A 16,666-nucleotide genomic window follows, 5' to 3' on the forward strand; every position below is an offset into this window, starting at 1 on the left:
TTCGATCGAGGTCCGCCATGAAACGCATCGCGCTCGCCGTGCTCGTCGCTCTCGTCACCGCCGGCTCCGCGCAGGCCGGCGACCGCGTCACCGGCAAGCCGTTCGCGACGCGCTCGGAAGTGCTCGCGCGGCACGGCATGGTGGCGACCTCGCAACCGCTGGCGACGCAGGTCGGGCTGGACGTTCTGAAGAGCGGCGGCAGCGCGGTCGACGCGGCGATCGCCGCCAACGCTGCGCTCGGCCTGATGGAACCGACCGGCAACGGCGTCGGCGGCGACCTGTTCGCGCTCGTCTGGGACGCCAGGACGAAGAAGCTCTACGGCTACAACGGTTCCGGCCGTTCGCCGAAGGGGCTGACCCTGGCGTGGTTCAAGGAGCACGGCCACACGGCGATCCCGCCGACCGGGCCGCTGCCGGTCAGCGTGCCGGGCGCCGTCGACGGCTGGTTCGCGCTGCACGACCGCTTCGGCAAGCTGCCGATGAAGCGCGTGCTGAAGCCCGCGATCGACTATGCGCGCGAAGGCTTTCCGGTCAGCGAGCTGATCGCCTACTACTGGAATCTGTCGGTGCCGAAGCTGTCGAAGTACCCCGGCTTCAGCGAGCAGTTCACGCGCGACGGCAAGGCGCCGGCGAAGGGCGATATCTGGAAGAACGCCAATCTCGCCGATACGCTGCAGACGATCGCCGACGGCGGCCGCGACGCGTTCTACAAGGGTCGCATCGCGCGCACGATCGGCGACTACTTCAAGGCGAACGGCGGCTTCCTGTCCTACGAGGATCTCGCCGAGCACAAGGGCGAATGGGTCGAGCCGGCGTCGGTCAACTACCGCGGCTACGACGTCTGGGAGCTGCCGCCGAACGGCCAGGGCATCGCCGCGCTGCAGATGCTGAACCTCCTGGAGGCCTACGACTTCTCCAAGATTCCGTTCGGCAGCACCGAGCACGTGCATCTGTTCGTCGAGGCGAAGAAGCTCGCGTTCGAGGATCGCGCGAAGTACTACGCCGATCCGGCGTTCCAGAAGACGCCGATCTCGTGGCTGCTGTCGAAGGAATACGCCGCCGAGCGCCGCCAGCGGATCTCGCCGGACAAGGCGATGAAGGCAGTCGAGCCCGGCGCACAGAAGCCCGGGGCGGACACGATCTACCTGACCACCGCGGACAAGGACGGCAACATGGTGTCGCTGATCCAGTCCAACTACCGCGGCATGGGTTCAGGCATGGCGCCACCGGGGCTCGGCTTCATCCTGCAGGACCGCGGCGAGATGTTCGTGCTGAAGGAAGGCCACGCCAACACCTACGCGCCCGGCAAGCGGCCGTTCCACACGATCATTCCGGCCTTCGTGACCAAGAACGGCGAGCCGTGGCTGAGCTTCGGCGTGATGGGCGGCGACATGCAGCCGCAGGGGCACGTCGAGATCGTGATGAACCTGATCGACTTCGGCATGAACCTGCAGGAAGCCGGCGACGCGCCGCGCATCCAGCACGAAGGCTCCACCTCGCCCGAAGCGCAAGCCGAGCCGATGAGCGACGGCGGCTGGATCGACCTCGAATCCGGCTTCTCCTACGAAACCGTGCGCGGGCTGATGCAGAAGGGCCATTCGGTACGCTTCGCCAACGGCCCCTACGGCGGCTACCAGGCGATCGGCTGGGACGCGAAGAACCAGGTCTACGTCGGCGCGTCGGAAGGACGCAAGGACGGGCAGGCGGCGGGATATTGACGCGAGTCGCGAAAAGCCCGCTCCTCTACGGCTTTTCACGACGCGCTGATTTCGCCAGCGCGCCGACGCGGTGTACGCTTCGCGCCACTGCGTACCGACGGAGGCATCCATGCTGAAAGTCCTGGTGGCGAGTTCGAAAGGCGGTGCCGGCAAGAGCACGCTGGCGACCAACCTGGCGGCCTACTACGCGGTCGACGGCAAGAACACCGTCCTGGTCGACGCCGACCGGCAGGGTTCGGGGCTGCGCTGGTGCGAGAAGCGCGCACCGCACGCGAACGCGGTGCTCGGCGTGTCCGGACTGCGGCGCGACTGGGACAAGCATATCCCGGCCGACGCTCAGCGCGTCGTCATCGACACGCCGGCCGGTATCCGCCCGAACGAGGTCGAGGCGTATCTGGAACGCATCGACGCCGTGCTGGTGCCGGTGCTGCCGTCGGCGATCGACCTCGAAGCGACCGCGCCGTTCCTGAGCGAGCTGGCCGAGCTCGGTCGCATCAAGCGCGGCAAGGTCGCGGTCGGCCTGGTCGCCAACCGGCTGAAGCCGTGGACGAACGCCTCGCAGCTGGCGGTCGAGGAAATCCGCCAGTTCCCGTTCCCGCTGGTGGCGGAACTGCGCGACACGCAGGGCTACGTGCTGGCCAACGCGCTCGGCAAGAGCATCTTCGACTACCACTCCGAACTGGTGCGCTCGCACCAGGAAGACTGGCACAAGCTGCTGCGCTGGTTGAAGAAACATTCCTGAACCGCGCGCCGCGGCATTACAAGAATTTGCGCGATCTTTGCACCTCGACGGCGAACGCCGTCGAGCCTGCGGCGTTCAATAACGCTGCGGCCGACGTGGCCGCCGTATTGAGGTTCCGACCATGCGCAACTTCTTCTCCACCCTGCTCGCCGCGAGCGCCCTGTGCGCCGTCGGCGCGGCCGTCGCGGCGCCGGTCACCGATGCCGACATCGCGAAATCGACTCAGCGCGCTGCGGCCAAGCAGCGCTTCTTCGACCGTATCGACACCGACCACGACGGCAAGATCAGCCGCGCCGAATATCAGGCCTGGGTCGACGGCCGCTTCGACAAGCTCGACGCGAACCACGACGGCGTAGTCGACGCCAACGAGATCGCCCAGTCGCCGATGGCCGCCGAACGCGCGCAGAAGCGCGCCGAACGCTTCGTCGAACGCTACGACACCAGCGGCAGCGGCAAGGTCAGCAAGGCCGATTTCGAGGCCAAGGAAATGGCGCGCTTCGACAAGCTCGGCGACGGCGCCGACACGGTGACGGCGGAGCAGTTCGCCGCCGCGCACAAGCGCGGGCCGCACGGACCGCACGGCGCTTCGGCCCAGTAAGCGGGGAACCCGGGAGCGTGCGGTACGCGCGCTCCCGGCCCGGCGAAATCAACGATTTGCGCGACCGATCATGGTCGATCCGCACAGGGGCGACCGGCGGATGACTGCTTGATGATCGCGAAGGCGCGAAGCTTGCTTGCCCCCGGCGCACGGTGAACGGGCGTTACGCCGTCCGCCGTGCGCCGCCCTCGTCGGGCGAATCGGCCCTTGACCGCAGGCGCGGCGATTGGGGCATCATCGCGCATCGGAGAGAGGAGTCGGTCATGGCCATTCGCGAGATCATCCTGCTGCGTCATGCACACGCCGACGCGGCCACGCCGGGGCAGGACGACATCGCACGCGTGCTCAGCCTGCGCGGTGAAGCCGAAGCGGACGCCGCCGGCGTCTGGCTGAAGGATCACGGCGCGGCGCCCGACCGCGTGCTGTATTCGCCGGCGGCGCGCACGCGCGAGACCTGCGAGCGCGTGCTGGCGACGCTCGGCTACGCCGACCTGCGCAGCGAGGCGCGCATCTACGAGGCCACCCCGGCGACCCTGCTGCGCGTGCTCGACGATCACGCCGACGTCGGCACCCTGCTCCTGGTCGGACACAATCCCGGCCTGGAGAACCTGGTCGCCTTGCTGACCGAAGGCGCTTCCGACTCCGGCCGCGGCATCCCGCCCGGCGGCGTCGTCTGGCTGCGCCTCGCCGCGGACGCGGGCCTCGAACCCGGCAGCGCCACGGTGCGTCATTTCTGGTGGCCGTGACGCGGTCGCGGCGCCATGCGGCAACCGACGTCGCACGCGCCGTTCATCCTCGCGCTGATCGCGGCACTGCTGTCCGCCGCGGCCGGCGCGGCCGATGACACCGTCCGCCTCGACAGCGAGCGCTCGCGCGTCGACTTCAGCGTCAAGGTGCTCTGGCTGGTGCGCGTCGAAGGCCGCTTCGGCAAGGTGCACGGCAGCGTGAGCGTCGACCGCTTCCGCAGCCAGATCCGCGTCGACGCGCGCATCGACGTCGACACGATCCGCATGAACAGCAAGAACTACGAGAACTGGGTCAAGTCGCCGGAGTTCTTCGATGCCGGGAAGCACCCGCAGATCGAGTTCGCGTCCAACGCGATCCCGCAGGACCGCCTGCGCAAGGGCGGCGAATTGCCGGGCCTGCTGACCGTGCGCGGCATCCGCCAGCCGGTGCGCTTCCAGATGCTGCCGTCGACGTGCGAGCGCCCGGCCTACGATTGCCCGATCGAGGTGGAAGGCGCGATCCGCCGCTCCGATTTCGAGATGCGCTCGCGTCGCGGCACGCTCAGCGACAAGGTCGAGCTCGACTTCAGCGTCTACGCGCAGCCCGCCGAACGATGAAGCCGCGCTCGTACCGGCGCGCCGGCGTGCGCGCCCTGCTCTGCTCGGCCGCGCTGCTGCTGTCGGCCTGCGGACTCAATCGCGAGCTGGCGCGCCAGGCCGACGCGGTGGTCGCCGCCGAGCGGCCGAGCGAAGTGGGATGCGCGCGCGCCGACCGTTGCGCGATCGCCTCGCCCTACCACGACCTGGTCGAACGCGCGCGCGCGGAGAATCGCCCCGACGCGCCGGCGCACTACGTCAACGTGCTCGAGGTCGGCGAGGACTCGCTGCTGCTGCGCGTGCACCTGATCCGCGCGGCGCGCACCAGCATCGACCTGCAGACCTTCATCTGGGCCGGCGACGACGCCGGCTGGCTCGTGCTCGAGGAGCTGATCGCCGCCGCACGCCGCGGCGTGAAGGTGCGCGTGCTGGCCGACCAGCTGTTCTCGCTCGACAACGTGGACTGGCTCGCGCGCCTCGCGAGAGCGCACGTCAATCTCGAATTCCGGCTGTACAACCCGACCTTCGACGAAGCGGTCACCCAGCCGCTCGAATTCGCCGCCGGCCTGGTCTGCTGCTTTTCCAAGTTCAACCAGCGCATGCACAACAAGCTGCTGCTGATCGACGGCGAGATCGGCATCGCCGGCGGCCGCAACGTCGAGAACCGCTACTTCGACTGGGACGCGGAATTCGACTATCGCGACCGCGACGTGCTCGTGCTGGGGCCGGTGGCCGGCGCCGAGATGCGCGCCTCGTTCGAGCAGTTCTGGAAGCATCCGCGCAGCGCGCCGCTGACCCGGCTCAACGACGTCAACCGGCGCCTGGTCGCCGGCGCCGGCGAACCACTCCGCTTCACGCCGCCGGAGAACCTGGACCGGCCGCGCGTCGACGCACTGCGCGCGCGCGCGGACGACGCGGAATACGTGCGCGCGCATTTCGCGCAGGCGGCGCTGCGCGTGGGCCGCGTCGACTACTTCTCGGACGCGCCGGACAAGGCGCAGCGGCCGGACGACCCGGCCGAAGCCGAGCTGACCCGCCGCATCAGCGACCTGCTGCTGTCGGCGCGCTCGCAGATCGTGTTCGAGACACCGTACCTGGTACTGAGCCAGCGCGCGCGCGAGGTGTTCCGCGACATCCGCCGGCGCAAGCCGCCGGTGCCGGTGATCGTGTCGACCAACTCGCTCGCCGCGACCGACGCGTTCTACGTCTACGCGCTCTCGTACAAGTACAAGAAGCGCTATCTCAAGCGCTACGGCTTCCAGATCCACGAGTTCAAGCCGTTCCCCGCCGACGCGGCCGAGTTCGTGCGCAACTACGAGCAGCTCGCCGGCGGCGGCGCGGCCGGCAAGTACCAGCGCTACGGCCGCACGCCGCTCAAACGCGAGGGCGTGCGGCTCGGCCTGCACGCGAAGTCGATCGTCATCGACGATCGCGTCAGCCTGATCGGCTCGCACAACTTCGATCCGCGCTCGGACAACGTCAACAGCGAGTCCGGCTTCATCATCTACGACCGCGCGGTGGCCGAGCAGGTGCGCGCTGCCGTGCTGCGCAACACGCAGCCGCAGAACGCCTGGGTCGTCGCGCAGCGGCCGCCGCGCGGGCCCAAGCTGATCCGCAAGCTCAACAACGTGATCGCGACCGTGTCCACCGCGCTGCCGCTGTTCGACCTGTGGCCGTTCCGCTACGCGACCAGCTACGAGCTCAAGCCCGGCTGCAGCCCGCTGCCCCCGCGCGACCCCGGCTTCCAGGCCTGCTATGAGGACGTCGGCGACTTCCCCGAGGTCGACCTGCCGCTGAAGACGATCTACACGCGTATCGTGACCGCATTCGGCGCCGGGCTGGTCGGAATCCTCTGAGCGGCGGGCCCGGCGCGGCCGGGAATCGGAGCGTCCATTGACGCCATGAGCCCCGCTGGCTAGTCTCGCGCGTCGTTTCCCGTGGAGTTCCGCCCATGTCGCTCGCGATCACCATCGAGCTCGGCGATGCCGATCTTCAGCATTTCATCGGCGCGATGCAGCGCGCGCAGAACGAGGCGAAACACCTGACGCCGCAGCAGGTCACCGAAGCCGCCTCGAAGCTTCTGGTCGACGGCCACAAGGTCAAGCTGCCGCACTTCATCGCCGAGCGCCTGAGCAAGCTCGACAGCATGATCGCGATGGCCAACGACGAAGGCTTCGCGCTGCCGGAGGAAGACCGCCAGCACGTGCTCGCCTGCCTGACCTACTTCGCCAATCCGCAGGACATCATTCCGGACAACGTGCCGGTGCTCGGCTTCCTCGACGACGCGATCATGATCGAGTTGTGCGTGCGCGAACTGCAGCACGAGATCGAGGCCTACGAGGACTTCGTGCACTACCGCAAGGAAGAGGCCGCCGCGCACGGCGTCGATCCGGCCACGCTGAAGACCCAGCGGCACGAATGGGCGGAAGCGCGCCGCGTCGAGCTGATCGAGCGCATGCGCAAGCGTCGCGGCCAGAGCTACCAGTCGAGCGGCGGCTGGAAGCCGGTGCTGTTCACCTTCCGCGGCTGAGAACGCCCCTCCGGCGATCACCTCGATCGCCGCCGGGCGGGAAGGCAGTCCGCCCCTCGCTCCGGATCGAGTCCCCGAATGGATCCCCGCTTGCGCGGGGATGACATCGCGGGACCAGCGAAGTCTTTCGAGGCGCGCGAAGGAACCGCCGCAGCGCCGTCACCGCCGACGTGTCCGACGCGGCAATCCGCGACGGCGCTGGTCGACCGCCCGGGCTACGGCCGTTCCAGGATCGCCGTCACGCCCATGCCGCCGGCGGTGCAGATCGAAATCAGCCCGCGACCGGAACCCTTCTCCTCCAGCAGCGCCGCCAGCGTCGCGACCACGCGCGCGCCGGTGGCCGCGAACGGATGGCCGGCGGCGAGGCTGGAACCGTTGACGTTGAGCTTGGCCGGGTCGATCGTGCCGAGCGGCGCGTCGAGGCCGAGCCGGTTCTTGCAGTAGTCGGCCGATTCCCACGCGCGCAAGGTGCACAGCACCTGCGCCGCGAAGGCCTCGTGGATCTCGTAGAAATCGAAATCCTGCAGGCGCAGACCTGCCTCGGCCAGCATGCGCGGCACGGCGATGGTCGGTGCCATCAGCAGGCCCTCGCCATGCAGGTAGTCGACCGCGGCGACGCGCGCATGGGTCAGGTACGCCTGCACCTTGAGTCCGCGCGCGGCCGCCCATTCGTCGCTGCCGAGCAGCACCGCGGCCGCGCCGTCGGACAGCGAGGTCGAATTGCCGGCGGTCAGCGTGCCCTGGCCCGACGTCTTGTCGAACGCCGGCTTCAGCGCGGCGAGCTTTTCCAGCGTCGTGTCGGGACGCAGGATGTTGTCGCGCTCGACGCCGCGGAACGGCACCACCAGGTCCTTGAAGAAGCCGCGCGCATAGGCTGCGGCGAGCTTCTGGTGGCTGGCCAGCGCGAGGCGGTCCTGTTCCTCGCGGCCGATCTTCCACTCCTTGGCCATCATCTCGCAGTGCTCGCCCATCGACTTGCCGGTGCGCGGCTCGGCCACGCCGGGGAACGAGGGCTTCAACTCGGACAGCGAGAAGCCCTTCACCGCCGTCTCGAGCTTCTCCAGCGGGGTCTTGGCGCGATTGACGTGCAGCAGGCGCTGCTGCAGACCCTTCGAGTAGACGATCGGCACGTCGCTGGTGGTGTCCGAGCCGCCGGCGATGCCGGCGTCGATCTGTCCGGTGGCGATCTTGTTGGCGACGATGATCGCGTTGTCGAGCGAGGTGCCGCAGGCGCGCGCGGTGGTGATGCCGGGCGTGGTCGGCGCGAGGCCGGAAGACAAGGTCGCCTCGCGCGCGATGTTCCAGTCGGAGGCGTGCTTGATCACCGAACCGAACGCGACTTCACCGAGCTCGAGGCCGTGTAGGCCGAAGCGCTCGACCAGACTGCCGAGCGTCTTCACGGCCATGCCGAAGTTGCCGACGTCCGCGTACGCGGTGTTGTTGCGGCAGAACGGAATACGCACGCCGCCGATGATGCCTACCCGCCTGGTCGAATTCACGAGCTCATCCGTTCCGGAACGAAGTCAGAGATTGGCCTTGATATCATGCGCGGCCACCAAGGATGCCTCATTGTATGTCGTACGTCTTCGATCTTCAGCGACTGGACGCATTGGCCGCCGCGCCGAAGGCCGCTTTCCTGGATGCCGAGCCGTACCCGTACGCCGTTCTCGACGATTTCCTCCCGGCCGCAGTCGCCCAGCGCCTCGCCGACGAGTTCCCGGGGCCGGATGCGCTGGCCTGGGATCACTATGCCGCGCCGGGCCTCGAAGTGAAGCTCGGCAGCTCGCGCGAGGAGACGTTTCCGCCGCTGCACCGCCAGGCCATGCACGACCTCAACTCGGGCGCGTTCATCCGCTTCCTCGAGGCGTTCACCGGCATCGGCCATCTGCTGCCCGATCCGCACCTGGTCGGCGGCGGCCTGCACCTGACGCGCCGCGGCGGCCTGCTCGGCGTGCACGCCGACTTCAACTGGCACGCGCAGATGCAGGCGCATCGGCGCCTGAACCTGCTGATCTACCTGACGCCGGGCTGGCGCCCCGAATGGGGCGGCGCGCTGGAATTGTGGGACACGCAAGCGCAGGCCTGCCGGCGCGTCGTCGAGCCGCTGTTCAACCGCGCGGTGCTGTTCGCCACGCGCTCGGACACCTTCCACGGCCATCCGACGCCGTGGACCGCGCCGGAAGAGGTCACGCGCAAGTCGATCGCGATGTACTACTACACGACCGCTCGGCCCGCGGAGGAGATTCGCGAACCGCACAACACGTTGTACGCCGAACGCCTGCGCGCGGCCGGCTGAGCGCCGGCGCGAAGCGCCGACTCAGGCGGCCCCGCTCGAATCTTCCGCGACGAAGATCAGCGGCGCGACGTGCCACATCTGCCAGGCTTCCGGCGCGCGGCGCACCGCGCCTTCCAGGTGCGCGCCGTAGCGCGCGAGCAGCTCGTGCACCGAAAGCGCGGGCGGCAGTTCCTCCACCTGCAGCAGACGCCGCCCGCTGCGCGTGTCGAGGCCGCAGCTCAGCAGGCGGACCGGCGCGTTCTGCGCACGCGCGATCTCCAGCAGCCCGCTGGGCAGGCGCGCCACGCGCCCGAGCAGCGGCACGCGCTGCGCGCGCTGCGCGTCTTCCGCCGGAAGATCGAGCATGCCGACCACGCCCTCGCCGGCCGCCAGGGCTTCGGCGACCCGCTTGGCGCTGCCGCCCGTGTAGAGCACGCCGAGACTGCCGATGCGGCGCAGCGCACGGCCGCGCAGCTGCGCGTACCACAGCGCGACGCGGCCGCGACCGTGGTCGAGCGCCTGCGGACGGCGCGCGAGGAAGTGCGCGCGGATGCCACGATGGACGAACAGCCGCCACAGCCAATGCCCGGCGCCCCAATGGAACGTCAGCAGCATGCCCGGCGCGGCGGACGGCGGCAGATCGCCGGTGACGTCGACGCGCCGGCGCCACCAGGCCGGCGAGCGCGTCAACGTCAGGAACGTGTCGATGCGCTCGACCCAACGCACCAGCCGATAGCCGAACTTCCATTCGCCCTCGTCGCTGTCCGCGCAGAACGGCGCCGCGTTGGTCCAGGCGGCATCCGCCTCCGCGCGGAACAGGCGCGCATGCTGCGCGAGCAGGCGCGCCGCGCGGAAGCTGAGCGACCACGGCAGCAGCGCCAGCGAGAGCGGCAGCACGAACAGGTTCCAGGCGTCGGCGCCGTTGCGCCGGATCGTGTCGAACGCTCGCATCAGCGCGGCCGTTTGCGCGAGCTGCCGAGCTTGCGCGTCATCGTGTTGCGGCCAAGGCCCAGCGACTTCGCCGCGCGCTGGCGGTGGCCGTGGTGCGCGACCAGCGCGGCGTCGAGCAATACGCGCTCGAGCTCGGCCAGCGCTTCGCCGTGGATGTTCTCGGCGCCGGCGGCGAGTGCCTGCTCGGCCCAGGCGCGCAAGGCGCCGCTCCAGGCCGAGGCTTCGCGCACCGGCGCGTCGGCAAGCAGCGCCGGCGGCAGGTCGCCGACGCCGATCTCGCGCCCGGGCGCGAGCACGGCGAGGCGGCGGCACAGGTTTTCGAGCTGACGCACGTTGCCGGGCCAGGCATAGTCGCGCAGCACGCCGAGCGCGGCCGGCGAGAAGCGCTTGGCGCCGCTGCCGGAGATCCCCGCGGCCTGACGCAGAAAATGTTCGGCCAGGGCCGGCACGTCGTCGCGCCGCTCGCGCAGGGCCGGCAGATGCAGGCGGACGACGTCGAGCCGATGCAGCAGGTCGGCGCGGAATTCGCCGCGGGCCACCTTGGCGTCCAGATCCTGGTGCGTCGCTGCCACGATGCGCACGTCGGCGCGGATCAGCTCGCGGCCGCCGACGCGATAGAACTCGCCCGCGGCGAGCACGCGCAGCAGGCGCGTCTGCAAGGCCAGCGGCATGTCGCCGATCTCGTCGAGGAACAGCGTGCCGCCGTCGGCCTGCTCGAAGCGCCCGGCGTGGCGGCGCGCGGCGCCGGTGAAGGCGCCGACCTCGTGGCCGAACAGTTCCGATTCGAGCAGCTCGGCCGGGATCGCGGCGGTGTTCAAGGCGACGAACGGCTGGCGCGCACGCGCGCTTTCGCGATGCAGGGCGCGCGCAACGAGTTCCTTGCCGGTACCGGTCTCGCCGGTGATCAGCGCACCGAGCCCGCTGGCGGCGACGCGGCCGATGGCGCGGAACAGTTCGCGCATCGCGGCGCTGCCGCCGATCAGCTCCGGCTCCTCGACCGGTGGCGGCGCCGGCGGCGCGGACGTCGCGCGCGGCTGCGCCAGCGCGCGGCGCGCGGCGGCGACCGCCTGATCGAGGTCGAACGGCTTGGGCAGGTAGTCGAACGCGCCGAGGCGATAGGCCGAGGCGGTCGATGCGACGTCGGTGAACGCGCTCATCACCACCACCGGGAAGCGCGGCTCGTGCAGGCCGATGCGTTCGAGCAGCTTGAGGCCGCTCGCGCCGGGCATGCGCACGTCGGTGAACAGGAGGTCCGGCGCGTCGGCTTCCAGCGCCGCCAGCGCGCTCTCGGCGTCGGCGAACTCGCGCGGCGCGAATCCCGCCTCGCGCAGCGCCGCGGCGAGCACCAGGCGCACGCCGCGGTCGTCGTCGACGATCCAAATCACGGCCTGGCTCATGCGCACTCCCGACGCTGTCGTCCGGCGCCGCGCATTCAGGCCTCCGCCTCGCCGAGCGGCAGCAGCAGGGTGAACACCGTCGCGCCGGGGCGGCTGACGTAGGCGATCTCGCCGCCGTGCTCGTGCGCGATCTCGCGCGCGATGGCGAGGCCGAGGCCGGTGCCGTCGGCGCGGCCGGACACCAGCGGCTCGAACAAGGTGTCGACCAGCTCGGCCGGCACGCCGCGACCGTCGTCGGCCAGATCCACGCGCAGCGCCAGGCGCAGGCTGCGTTCGCCGATGCGCGCGCCGTGCTCGACGCGCGTGCGCACGGTCAACGTCTGTGCGCCGGCTTCCACGGCGTTGCGCGCGAGGTTCAGGCAGGCCTGCTGCAGGCGATCGGCGTCGGCGGCCAGCGGCGGCAGGCTCGGGTCGTAGTCGCGGCGGATGCGCAGCGTTTCCGATTCCGCCGACAGCAGCGCGGCGACGCGCTCGACCACCTCGTGGATGTTGATGCGCGCCCGGTTCGACTTGGCGCCCGTGTCGAGCAGGCCATCCGACAGCGCGGCGAGCCGGTCGGCCTCGCCGACGATCAATCCGGCCAGCTCCACCAGGTCCGGCTCGTGCAGGCGCCGCTGCAGCAGCTGCGCGGCGCCGCGCACACCGGCGAGCGGCCCGCGCACCTCGTGCGCGAAGCCGCGCAGCGATTCGGACAGGCGCAGCCCCGAATGGTCGACCGGCGCGGATTGCAGCTCGATCAGCAAGGTATCGGCGTCCAGCGGCGTCAGGGCGAGGTCGGCCGCGCGGTCGCCGATCGCGGTGCGCAGGCGCGCGTCGCGCAGCCAGACGCGGCGCTGCTCGGCCAGCGCGCGTGTCGCCGCTTCGTTCAGCCGCGGCGGCGACGCGTCGAGCAGCGCCAGGCGTTCGCCGCGCCAGCTGCGCGCACCGGCGCCGAGCCAGTCGTGCAGGCTCTGGTTGACCGTGCGCAGCAGGAGGTCGCGATCGACCAGCGCCATCGCGGTCGCGCAGGATTCGAGCGCGGCCCACAGCGCGTCGGCAGGCGCTTCGGGGGCGAGGACGGGATCGGACATTGCACCAGTTTAGTGCATGTGCCGGTGCCGTCGTGACCTCGCGCGCGAGCGCTGCACCGACGACTCAGGCGTCGGTGGCGGCGGCGTCCGTGTCGCGCGTCAACTGCGCCTGCTTCTCCGGCGTCAGCTTCAGGATGCCGTGGCGGATCTCGCGCGAGAGGATCACGCGCGCGTCCTTGGCGACCGCTTCGAGCTCCGGCTCGAACACCAGCTTGCCGTTCTCGTCGACCGCGATCACGCGGCGCTCGCGCAGCTTCTGGATGAAGCCGCGGAACAGGCTCTTGTCGAAGAACTCCGGCGCGTTCATCTCGTGCAGCAGCGACAGGCGCTGCGCGGTGAGATAGCTCAGGTTCTCCAGTTCGCTCGCGCTGAGCGCGTGCTGGCCGTTCTTCACCAGCAGCGCGAGGCCGATGTAGTAGCGCTCGATCGCCGGCATCAGCGTGTGCCCCAGCGAACGTAGGCGGAACGCGCCGTCGCTCTGGCCCGGACCGCGTTCGAGGATGCGGCCGTCGGTGCCTTCGACGGTCGCCAGCAGGCCGCGCGCCTGCAGGAATTCCAGCGTCGCCTGGATGCGCTCGCCGAACTCGGCTTCGCTCCACGGCAGGAACAGCTCGGCCTGCACGAACGGATAGACCAGGCGCCCGAGGCGCAGGATCGACGCGCGCGCCAGGCGGCGGTTGTTGTTGAAGCAGCAGCCGATCCACGCCGCGGTGGCGAACAGGTGGGTGACGTTGTTGCCGAAGTAGCTGAGCAGCACGCCGGGCTTTTCGTCGACCGTGAGCACGTCGCCGAGCGGGTGCGCGACGCGGCGGATCCATTCCATCCGCTCGCCGTAGGCGATGATTTCCTGCGCCGACAGCGCCGTCACGGTGACGCGGTCGGAGTACGGCACCGCCGTGAGCAGTTCCTTGCTGAGTTCGATCTGCGCGATCAGATCGGCTTCGGCCATCGCATGCTTCGGCGTCGCCAGCAGGGTCAGCGCGAGCAGGTTGATCGGGCCGGCGTGCGCGGCGCGGTTGATGTTGACCAGGATGCGTTCGCCGAGCGTGTCGACCGCGCTCTTCAGCCAGGCGGGCTTGGCCTCCGGGTCCGCCGCCGCCTGCTGCCAGTCCGGCGCGACTTCGTCGAGCAGCGGCTTGAGGAACAGCGCCTCGCCGAAGTTCACCGTCACCGCGCCGTAGTTCCGGCGCAGCGCGCCGAGGCTGCGGATCAGGCCGCCCCAGGATTCCTTCTCCTTCGGCTTGCCGGACAGCTCGCCGATGTAGGACTCGCCCTCCATGATCTTCTCGTAGCCGATGTAGACCGGCTGGAACACGACCGGACGGTCCGGCTGGCGCAGGAAGCTGCGCAGCGTCATCGACAGCAGGCCGCCGCGCGGCGTCAGCGTGCGGCCGGTGCGCGAGCGGCCGCCCTCGATGAAGTACATCAGCGAGATGCCGCGCGCGATCAGCTGGCTCATGTACTCGCGGAACACCGTCGAGTAGAACGGATCGCTGAAGCTGCGGCGCAGGAAGAACGCGCCGCCGCGGCGCAGCAGCGAACCGATCAGCGGCAGGTTGAGGTTCACGCCGGCGGCGATGTGCGGCACCGCCAGGCCGTTGTGGTAGAGCACGTACGGCAGCAGCGCGTCGTCGGTGGTGCTGCGGTGGCAGGGCACGAAGATCACCTCGTGGCCGGGCACGATCTCGCGCAGCCGGTCGAAGTGGTTCATGTGCACGCCGCGGTAGATCTTCTCCCACAGCGCCGTCAGCAGGAACGAGGCCGAGCGCACCACCAGGTGCGACTGGTCGGCGGCGATCTCCCAGGCGAAGCCGCGCGCCTTCTCCGCCGCCGCGTCGCGGTCGATGCCTTCGCGGCTGGCGTTGGCGTCGATCGCCTGCTGCACCGGCGCCGCGTTGACGACGCTGTCGATCAGCGTGCGCCGATGCGAAAGATCGGGCCCGATCACCGCCGCGCGGATGCGCCGGAAGTGCACGCGCAGGATGCGCTGCAGCTTGCGCACGCCGCGCTCGGTGTCGGTTTCGCCGGCGACGAACTCGCGCAGGTCGATCGGCGCCGCGAACTGCACGACCGTGTCGCGACCGTTCAGCAGCAGCGCGAGCAGGCGGCGGAAGCGGCCGACCACGACCCAGTTCTCCGAGAACAGCACGCTGAACCAGCCCGACTCGCGCGCCGGCGCGCGGCCGACGAAGATCGACACCGGCACCACGCGCACGTCCTTGCCGGACGACTCCCCGTCGGCGCCGGCACGCACGAGGTCGACCAGCGCGCTCAGCGTCTCCGAGCGGGTCGGATGCGGCCGCCGGCCGAACAGGCGCGGGCGCGGCGACAGCGTGACGACCGCGCGGCGCCGCTTGATCGGCAGGCGCTCGGCCGCCGCGTACGGCGAAGGCAGCCCCGCTTCCTGGCAGGCGCGTTCGAGGATCAGGGTATCGGACAGGCCGTGACGCTCGATCACGTAGACGGTCGGCCGCGCGTCGTCCGGCAGCAGCGCGTGCACGTCGTCGGGGGTGCGGCGGATGCGCACCCACGGGCGCAGCAGTGCGCCGACCGCGTTGAGCCAGGCCGGCGCCTGCTTGTCGTGCGTCGCGGGCGGCGCCGTCGGAGGCGACTCTTCCATCGGTTCAGTCTATCAGGGCGAAGAAAACCGCCGCTGCCTCGTTCGCGCATCGGTACGCGCGTTCGAGTGCGCCGGGTCGGTGTGAGCAGGGCTCATGCAGCGGCCGCGTCGCGGCGCGCTGCCGCGGACGGCCGGGAGGCCGGAGCGCGCGTCGGTGCGGATGAAGGCCACCCGTCGTCGTCGATCGCGACGTCACCACGAGCACTCGCGTACGCAAGGCCGGCCCCGAGAAACCGACGGCGCGCAGTTCGATGAACTGCGCGCCGTCGTTCGATCCGGAATGGGCGACGCCGTCCGCGTCGCCGCCGTCCATGCGCCTGTCGGCGTCAGTCCTTCGCCGGGGCCTCGGCAGCGGCATCGGCCGGAGCGGCCGGAGCGGCACCGGCCGTCGCCGCCGCCTTGTCCTCGGCCTTCTCCAACGCGTGCTTGCCGTACCAGCGGCCGTCGAGGTTGACCATCTCGGTCTCGCCGGTCAGCGGCGTGTCGAACAGCGTGTAGCTGATCTTGACCTTGGCGGTCTTGCCGTCGTTGGAGATCACTTCGGACTTCACCGAGTCCAGCGTCTGGTCGAGCGAAAAGCCATAGACGGCCAGCGCTTCCTTGACGCCCTGCACGCCGATGCGCGCCTTCTCCATCGACTGGTCGTAGGTCAGCGCGCGCGCCTCGTCGGCGCTCTTGAGGTTCAGCGCGCGGGCGGTCTTGGTCACCACCGCGAGCACCTTCTTGACCGCCTCCGGGTCGGTGAAGCGCGTCTTCTGCACCCACGCGGCGGTCGCGTTGATCGCGGCCAGCGCCTGCTGCTTCTCCGGCTCGGACATGTCCTTGTTCTGCTGGACCATGCCCTGCAGCCAGCCGCTGCCCATCGAAACGTACATCGGGATCTGCTGCTGGTACGTCGCGTCGAACGTCTTCAGCTGCGGCTCGAGTTCGGCGTAGAGCTTGGCTTCCGCGTCCGGCGCGGTCAGCTTCTCCATCGTCTCGGCGAACTTCTTGCGGTCCTCGTCGGTGACCGGCTGCGCGTCCTTGCCCCAGTCGGCCTTGGCCTTGGCGAACTCCGCCGGCGGCAGCGCGTGCTGCATCAGGCCGCCGATGTCGCCCTGCTTGAGCAGCGCGACGGATTTCTGGATCGCCGCATCCGGCCCTTCGGTCTTGGCGGCGGCGGGAGCGGCGGCCGTCGCGGCGGTGTCTTCCGCCTTCTTCTCGCAAGCGGCGACGAAAACGATCAACGACGCCGCGAGCGCGGCGCGGGCGATGGGCATACGCATCGGAAATCCCCAGGGGGTCAGGAGTGGAAGGGGCGGCACTTTAACAGCGCGCCAAGACGGCAGCCACCACGCCTGCGCCAACAAAAAACCCGGCAAGCAAGCTTGTCGGGTCAATCCGGCACAGCCGGAGGGGGAACTTGTACGTCGTTGTCTGGGAGACGGTTATCGGGGCTTTATT

15 protein-coding genes are annotated in these 16,666 nt (G+C 70.0%); 8 read left to right on the forward strand and 7 right to left on the reverse strand.

Features of this window, described 5'->3' with window-relative positions:
• Positions 1-17 precede the first annotated feature (17 nt).
• The 7 genes from ggt to J7520_RS00160 all read left to right on the forward strand — a co-directional run bounded on the left by ggt (position 18) and on the right by J7520_RS00160 (position 6,910).
• Positions 18-1,718 carry a gamma-glutamyltransferase gene (ggt, locus tag J7520_RS00130; RefSeq protein ID WP_291182555.1) on the forward strand — a complete coding sequence of 567 codons (1,701 nt, stop codon included), beginning with the start codon at positions 18-20 and terminating at the stop codon, positions 1,716-1,718.
• A 109-nt stretch (positions 1,719-1,827) separates the two neighbouring features.
• Positions 1,828-2,460, forward strand: a complete 633-nt coding sequence (locus J7520_RS00135) for a ParA family protein (RefSeq protein ID WP_291182557.1) — start codon at positions 1,828-1,830, stop codon at positions 2,458-2,460.
• Positions 2,461-2,581: 121 nt separating this feature from the next.
• Complete coding sequence (locus tag J7520_RS00140; RefSeq protein WP_291182559.1) at positions 2,582-3,058, forward strand: EF-hand domain-containing protein; 477 nt, start codon at positions 2,582-2,584, stop codon at positions 3,056-3,058.
• A gap of 269 nt (positions 3,059-3,327) precedes the next feature.
• Positions 3,328-3,804 (forward strand): histidine phosphatase family protein, encoded by a 477-nt coding sequence (locus J7520_RS00145; RefSeq protein ID WP_291184860.1) that lies wholly within the window; start codon positions 3,328-3,330, stop codon positions 3,802-3,804.
• A gap of 15 nt (positions 3,805-3,819) precedes the next feature.
• The gene (locus tag J7520_RS00150) at positions 3,820-4,401 is read left to right on the forward strand and encodes a YceI family protein (protein WP_291182561.1); all 582 of its coding nucleotides are present in this window, start codon (positions 3,820-3,822) and stop codon (positions 4,399-4,401) included.
• Positions 4,398-6,236, forward strand: a complete 1,839-nt coding sequence (locus tag J7520_RS00155; RefSeq protein WP_291182563.1) for a phospholipase D family protein — start codon at positions 4,398-4,400, stop codon at positions 6,234-6,236. Before J7520_RS00150 ends, J7520_RS00155 begins: the two co-directional genes overlap by 4 nt.
• A gap of 95 nt (positions 6,237-6,331) precedes the next feature.
• Positions 6,332-6,910, forward strand: coding sequence for a YkvA family protein (locus J7520_RS00160; protein ID WP_291182565.1), 579 nt, complete (start codon positions 6,332-6,334; stop codon positions 6,908-6,910).
• A 215-nt stretch (positions 6,911-7,125) separates the two neighbouring features.
• Here J7520_RS00160 and J7520_RS00165 read toward each other — a convergent pair whose 3' ends face one another.
• Positions 7,126-8,409 carry an acetyl-CoA C-acetyltransferase gene (locus J7520_RS00165; RefSeq protein WP_291182567.1) on the reverse strand — a complete coding sequence of 428 codons (1,284 nt, stop codon included), beginning with the start codon at positions 8,407-8,409 and terminating at the stop codon, positions 7,126-7,128.
• 74 nt (positions 8,410-8,483) lie between these two features.
• Here J7520_RS00165 and J7520_RS00170 point away from each other — a divergent pair, with 74 nt between their 5' ends.
• Positions 8,484-9,206, forward strand: coding sequence for a 2OG-Fe(II) oxygenase (locus J7520_RS00170; RefSeq protein WP_291182569.1), 723 nt, complete (start codon positions 8,484-8,486; stop codon positions 9,204-9,206).
• Between the two features lie 21 nt (positions 9,207-9,227).
• Here J7520_RS00170 and J7520_RS00175 read toward each other — a convergent pair whose 3' ends face one another.
• The 6 genes from J7520_RS00175 to J7520_RS00200 all read right to left on the reverse strand — a co-directional run bounded on the left by J7520_RS00175 (position 9,228) and on the right by J7520_RS00200 (position 16,488).
• Positions 9,228-10,136: a hypothetical protein gene (locus tag J7520_RS00175; protein ID WP_291182570.1), complete on the reverse strand. Its 909-nt coding sequence runs from the start codon at positions 10,134-10,136 to the stop codon at positions 9,228-9,230.
• Entirely contained in the window at positions 10,136-11,533 is a 1,398-nt protein-coding gene (gene ntrC / locus J7520_RS00180; RefSeq protein ID WP_291182572.1) for a nitrogen regulation protein NR(I), read from the reverse strand. Before ntrC ends, J7520_RS00175 begins: the two co-directional genes overlap by 1 nt.
• Before the next feature lie 35 nt (positions 11,534-11,568).
• A complete protein-coding gene (locus J7520_RS00185; protein WP_291182574.1) occupies positions 11,569-12,603 on the reverse strand; it encodes an ATP-binding protein in 1,035 nt (344 codons plus the stop codon).
• Positions 12,604-12,667: 64 nt separating this feature from the next.
• The gene (gene plsB, locus J7520_RS00190) at positions 12,668-15,223 is read right to left on the reverse strand and encodes a glycerol-3-phosphate 1-O-acyltransferase PlsB (protein ID WP_291182576.1); all 2,556 of its coding nucleotides are present in this window, start codon (positions 15,221-15,223) and stop codon (positions 12,668-12,670) included.
• 4 nt (positions 15,224-15,227) lie between these two features.
• A complete protein-coding gene (locus tag J7520_RS00195) occupies positions 15,228-15,536 on the reverse strand; it encodes a hypothetical protein (RefSeq protein ID WP_291182577.1) in 309 nt (102 codons plus the stop codon).
• A 13-nt stretch (positions 15,537-15,549) separates the two neighbouring features.
• Complete coding sequence (locus J7520_RS00200; RefSeq protein WP_291182579.1) at positions 15,550-16,488, reverse strand: hypothetical protein; 939 nt, start codon at positions 16,486-16,488, stop codon at positions 15,550-15,552.
• Between the last annotated feature and the right edge of the window lie 178 nt (positions 16,489-16,666).

Origin of the sequence: Dokdonella sp. (assembly GCF_017744955.1) — a bacterium.
GTDB lineage: Bacteria > Pseudomonadota > Gammaproteobacteria > Xanthomonadales > Rhodanobacteraceae > Dokdonella_A.

Coding starts and splice junctions, on each gene's coding strand:
- J7520_RS00150 (WP_291182561.1), top strand. CDS start 3,820: ATGCGGCAACCGACGTCGCACGCGCCGTTCATCCTCGCGCTGATCGCG.
- J7520_RS00195 (WP_291182577.1), bottom strand. CDS start 15,536: ATGGACGGCGGCGACGCGGACGGCGTCGCCCATTCCGGATCGAACGAC.
- J7520_RS00135 (WP_291182557.1), top strand. CDS start 1,828: ATGCTGAAAGTCCTGGTGGCGAGTTCGAAAGGCGGTGCCGGCAAGAGC.
- J7520_RS00170 (WP_291182569.1), top strand. CDS start 8,484: ATGTCGTACGTCTTCGATCTTCAGCGACTGGACGCATTGGCCGCCGCG.
- J7520_RS00140 (WP_291182559.1), top strand. CDS start 2,582: ATGCGCAACTTCTTCTCCACCCTGCTCGCCGCGAGCGCCCTGTGCGCC.
- ggt (WP_291182555.1), top strand. CDS start 18: ATGAAACGCATCGCGCTCGCCGTGCTCGTCGCTCTCGTCACCGCCGGC.
- J7520_RS00200 (WP_291182579.1), bottom strand. CDS start 16,488: ATGCGTATGCCCATCGCCCGCGCCGCGCTCGCGGCGTCGTTGATCGTT.
- J7520_RS00185 (WP_291182574.1), bottom strand. CDS start 12,603: ATGTCCGATCCCGTCCTCGCCCCCGAAGCGCCTGCCGACGCGCTGTGG.
- J7520_RS00160 (WP_291182565.1), top strand. CDS start 6,332: ATGTCGCTCGCGATCACCATCGAGCTCGGCGATGCCGATCTTCAGCAT.
- ntrC (WP_291182572.1), bottom strand. CDS start 11,533: ATGAGCCAGGCCGTGATTTGGATCGTCGACGACGACCGCGGCGTGCGC.
- plsB (WP_291182576.1), bottom strand. CDS start 15,223: ATGGAAGAGTCGCCTCCGACGGCGCCGCCCGCGACGCACGACAAGCAG.
- J7520_RS00175 (WP_291182570.1), bottom strand. CDS start 10,136: ATGCGAGCGTTCGACACGATCCGGCGCAACGGCGCCGACGCCTGGAAC.
- J7520_RS00155 (WP_291182563.1), top strand. CDS start 4,398: ATGAAGCCGCGCTCGTACCGGCGCGCCGGCGTGCGCGCCCTGCTCTGC.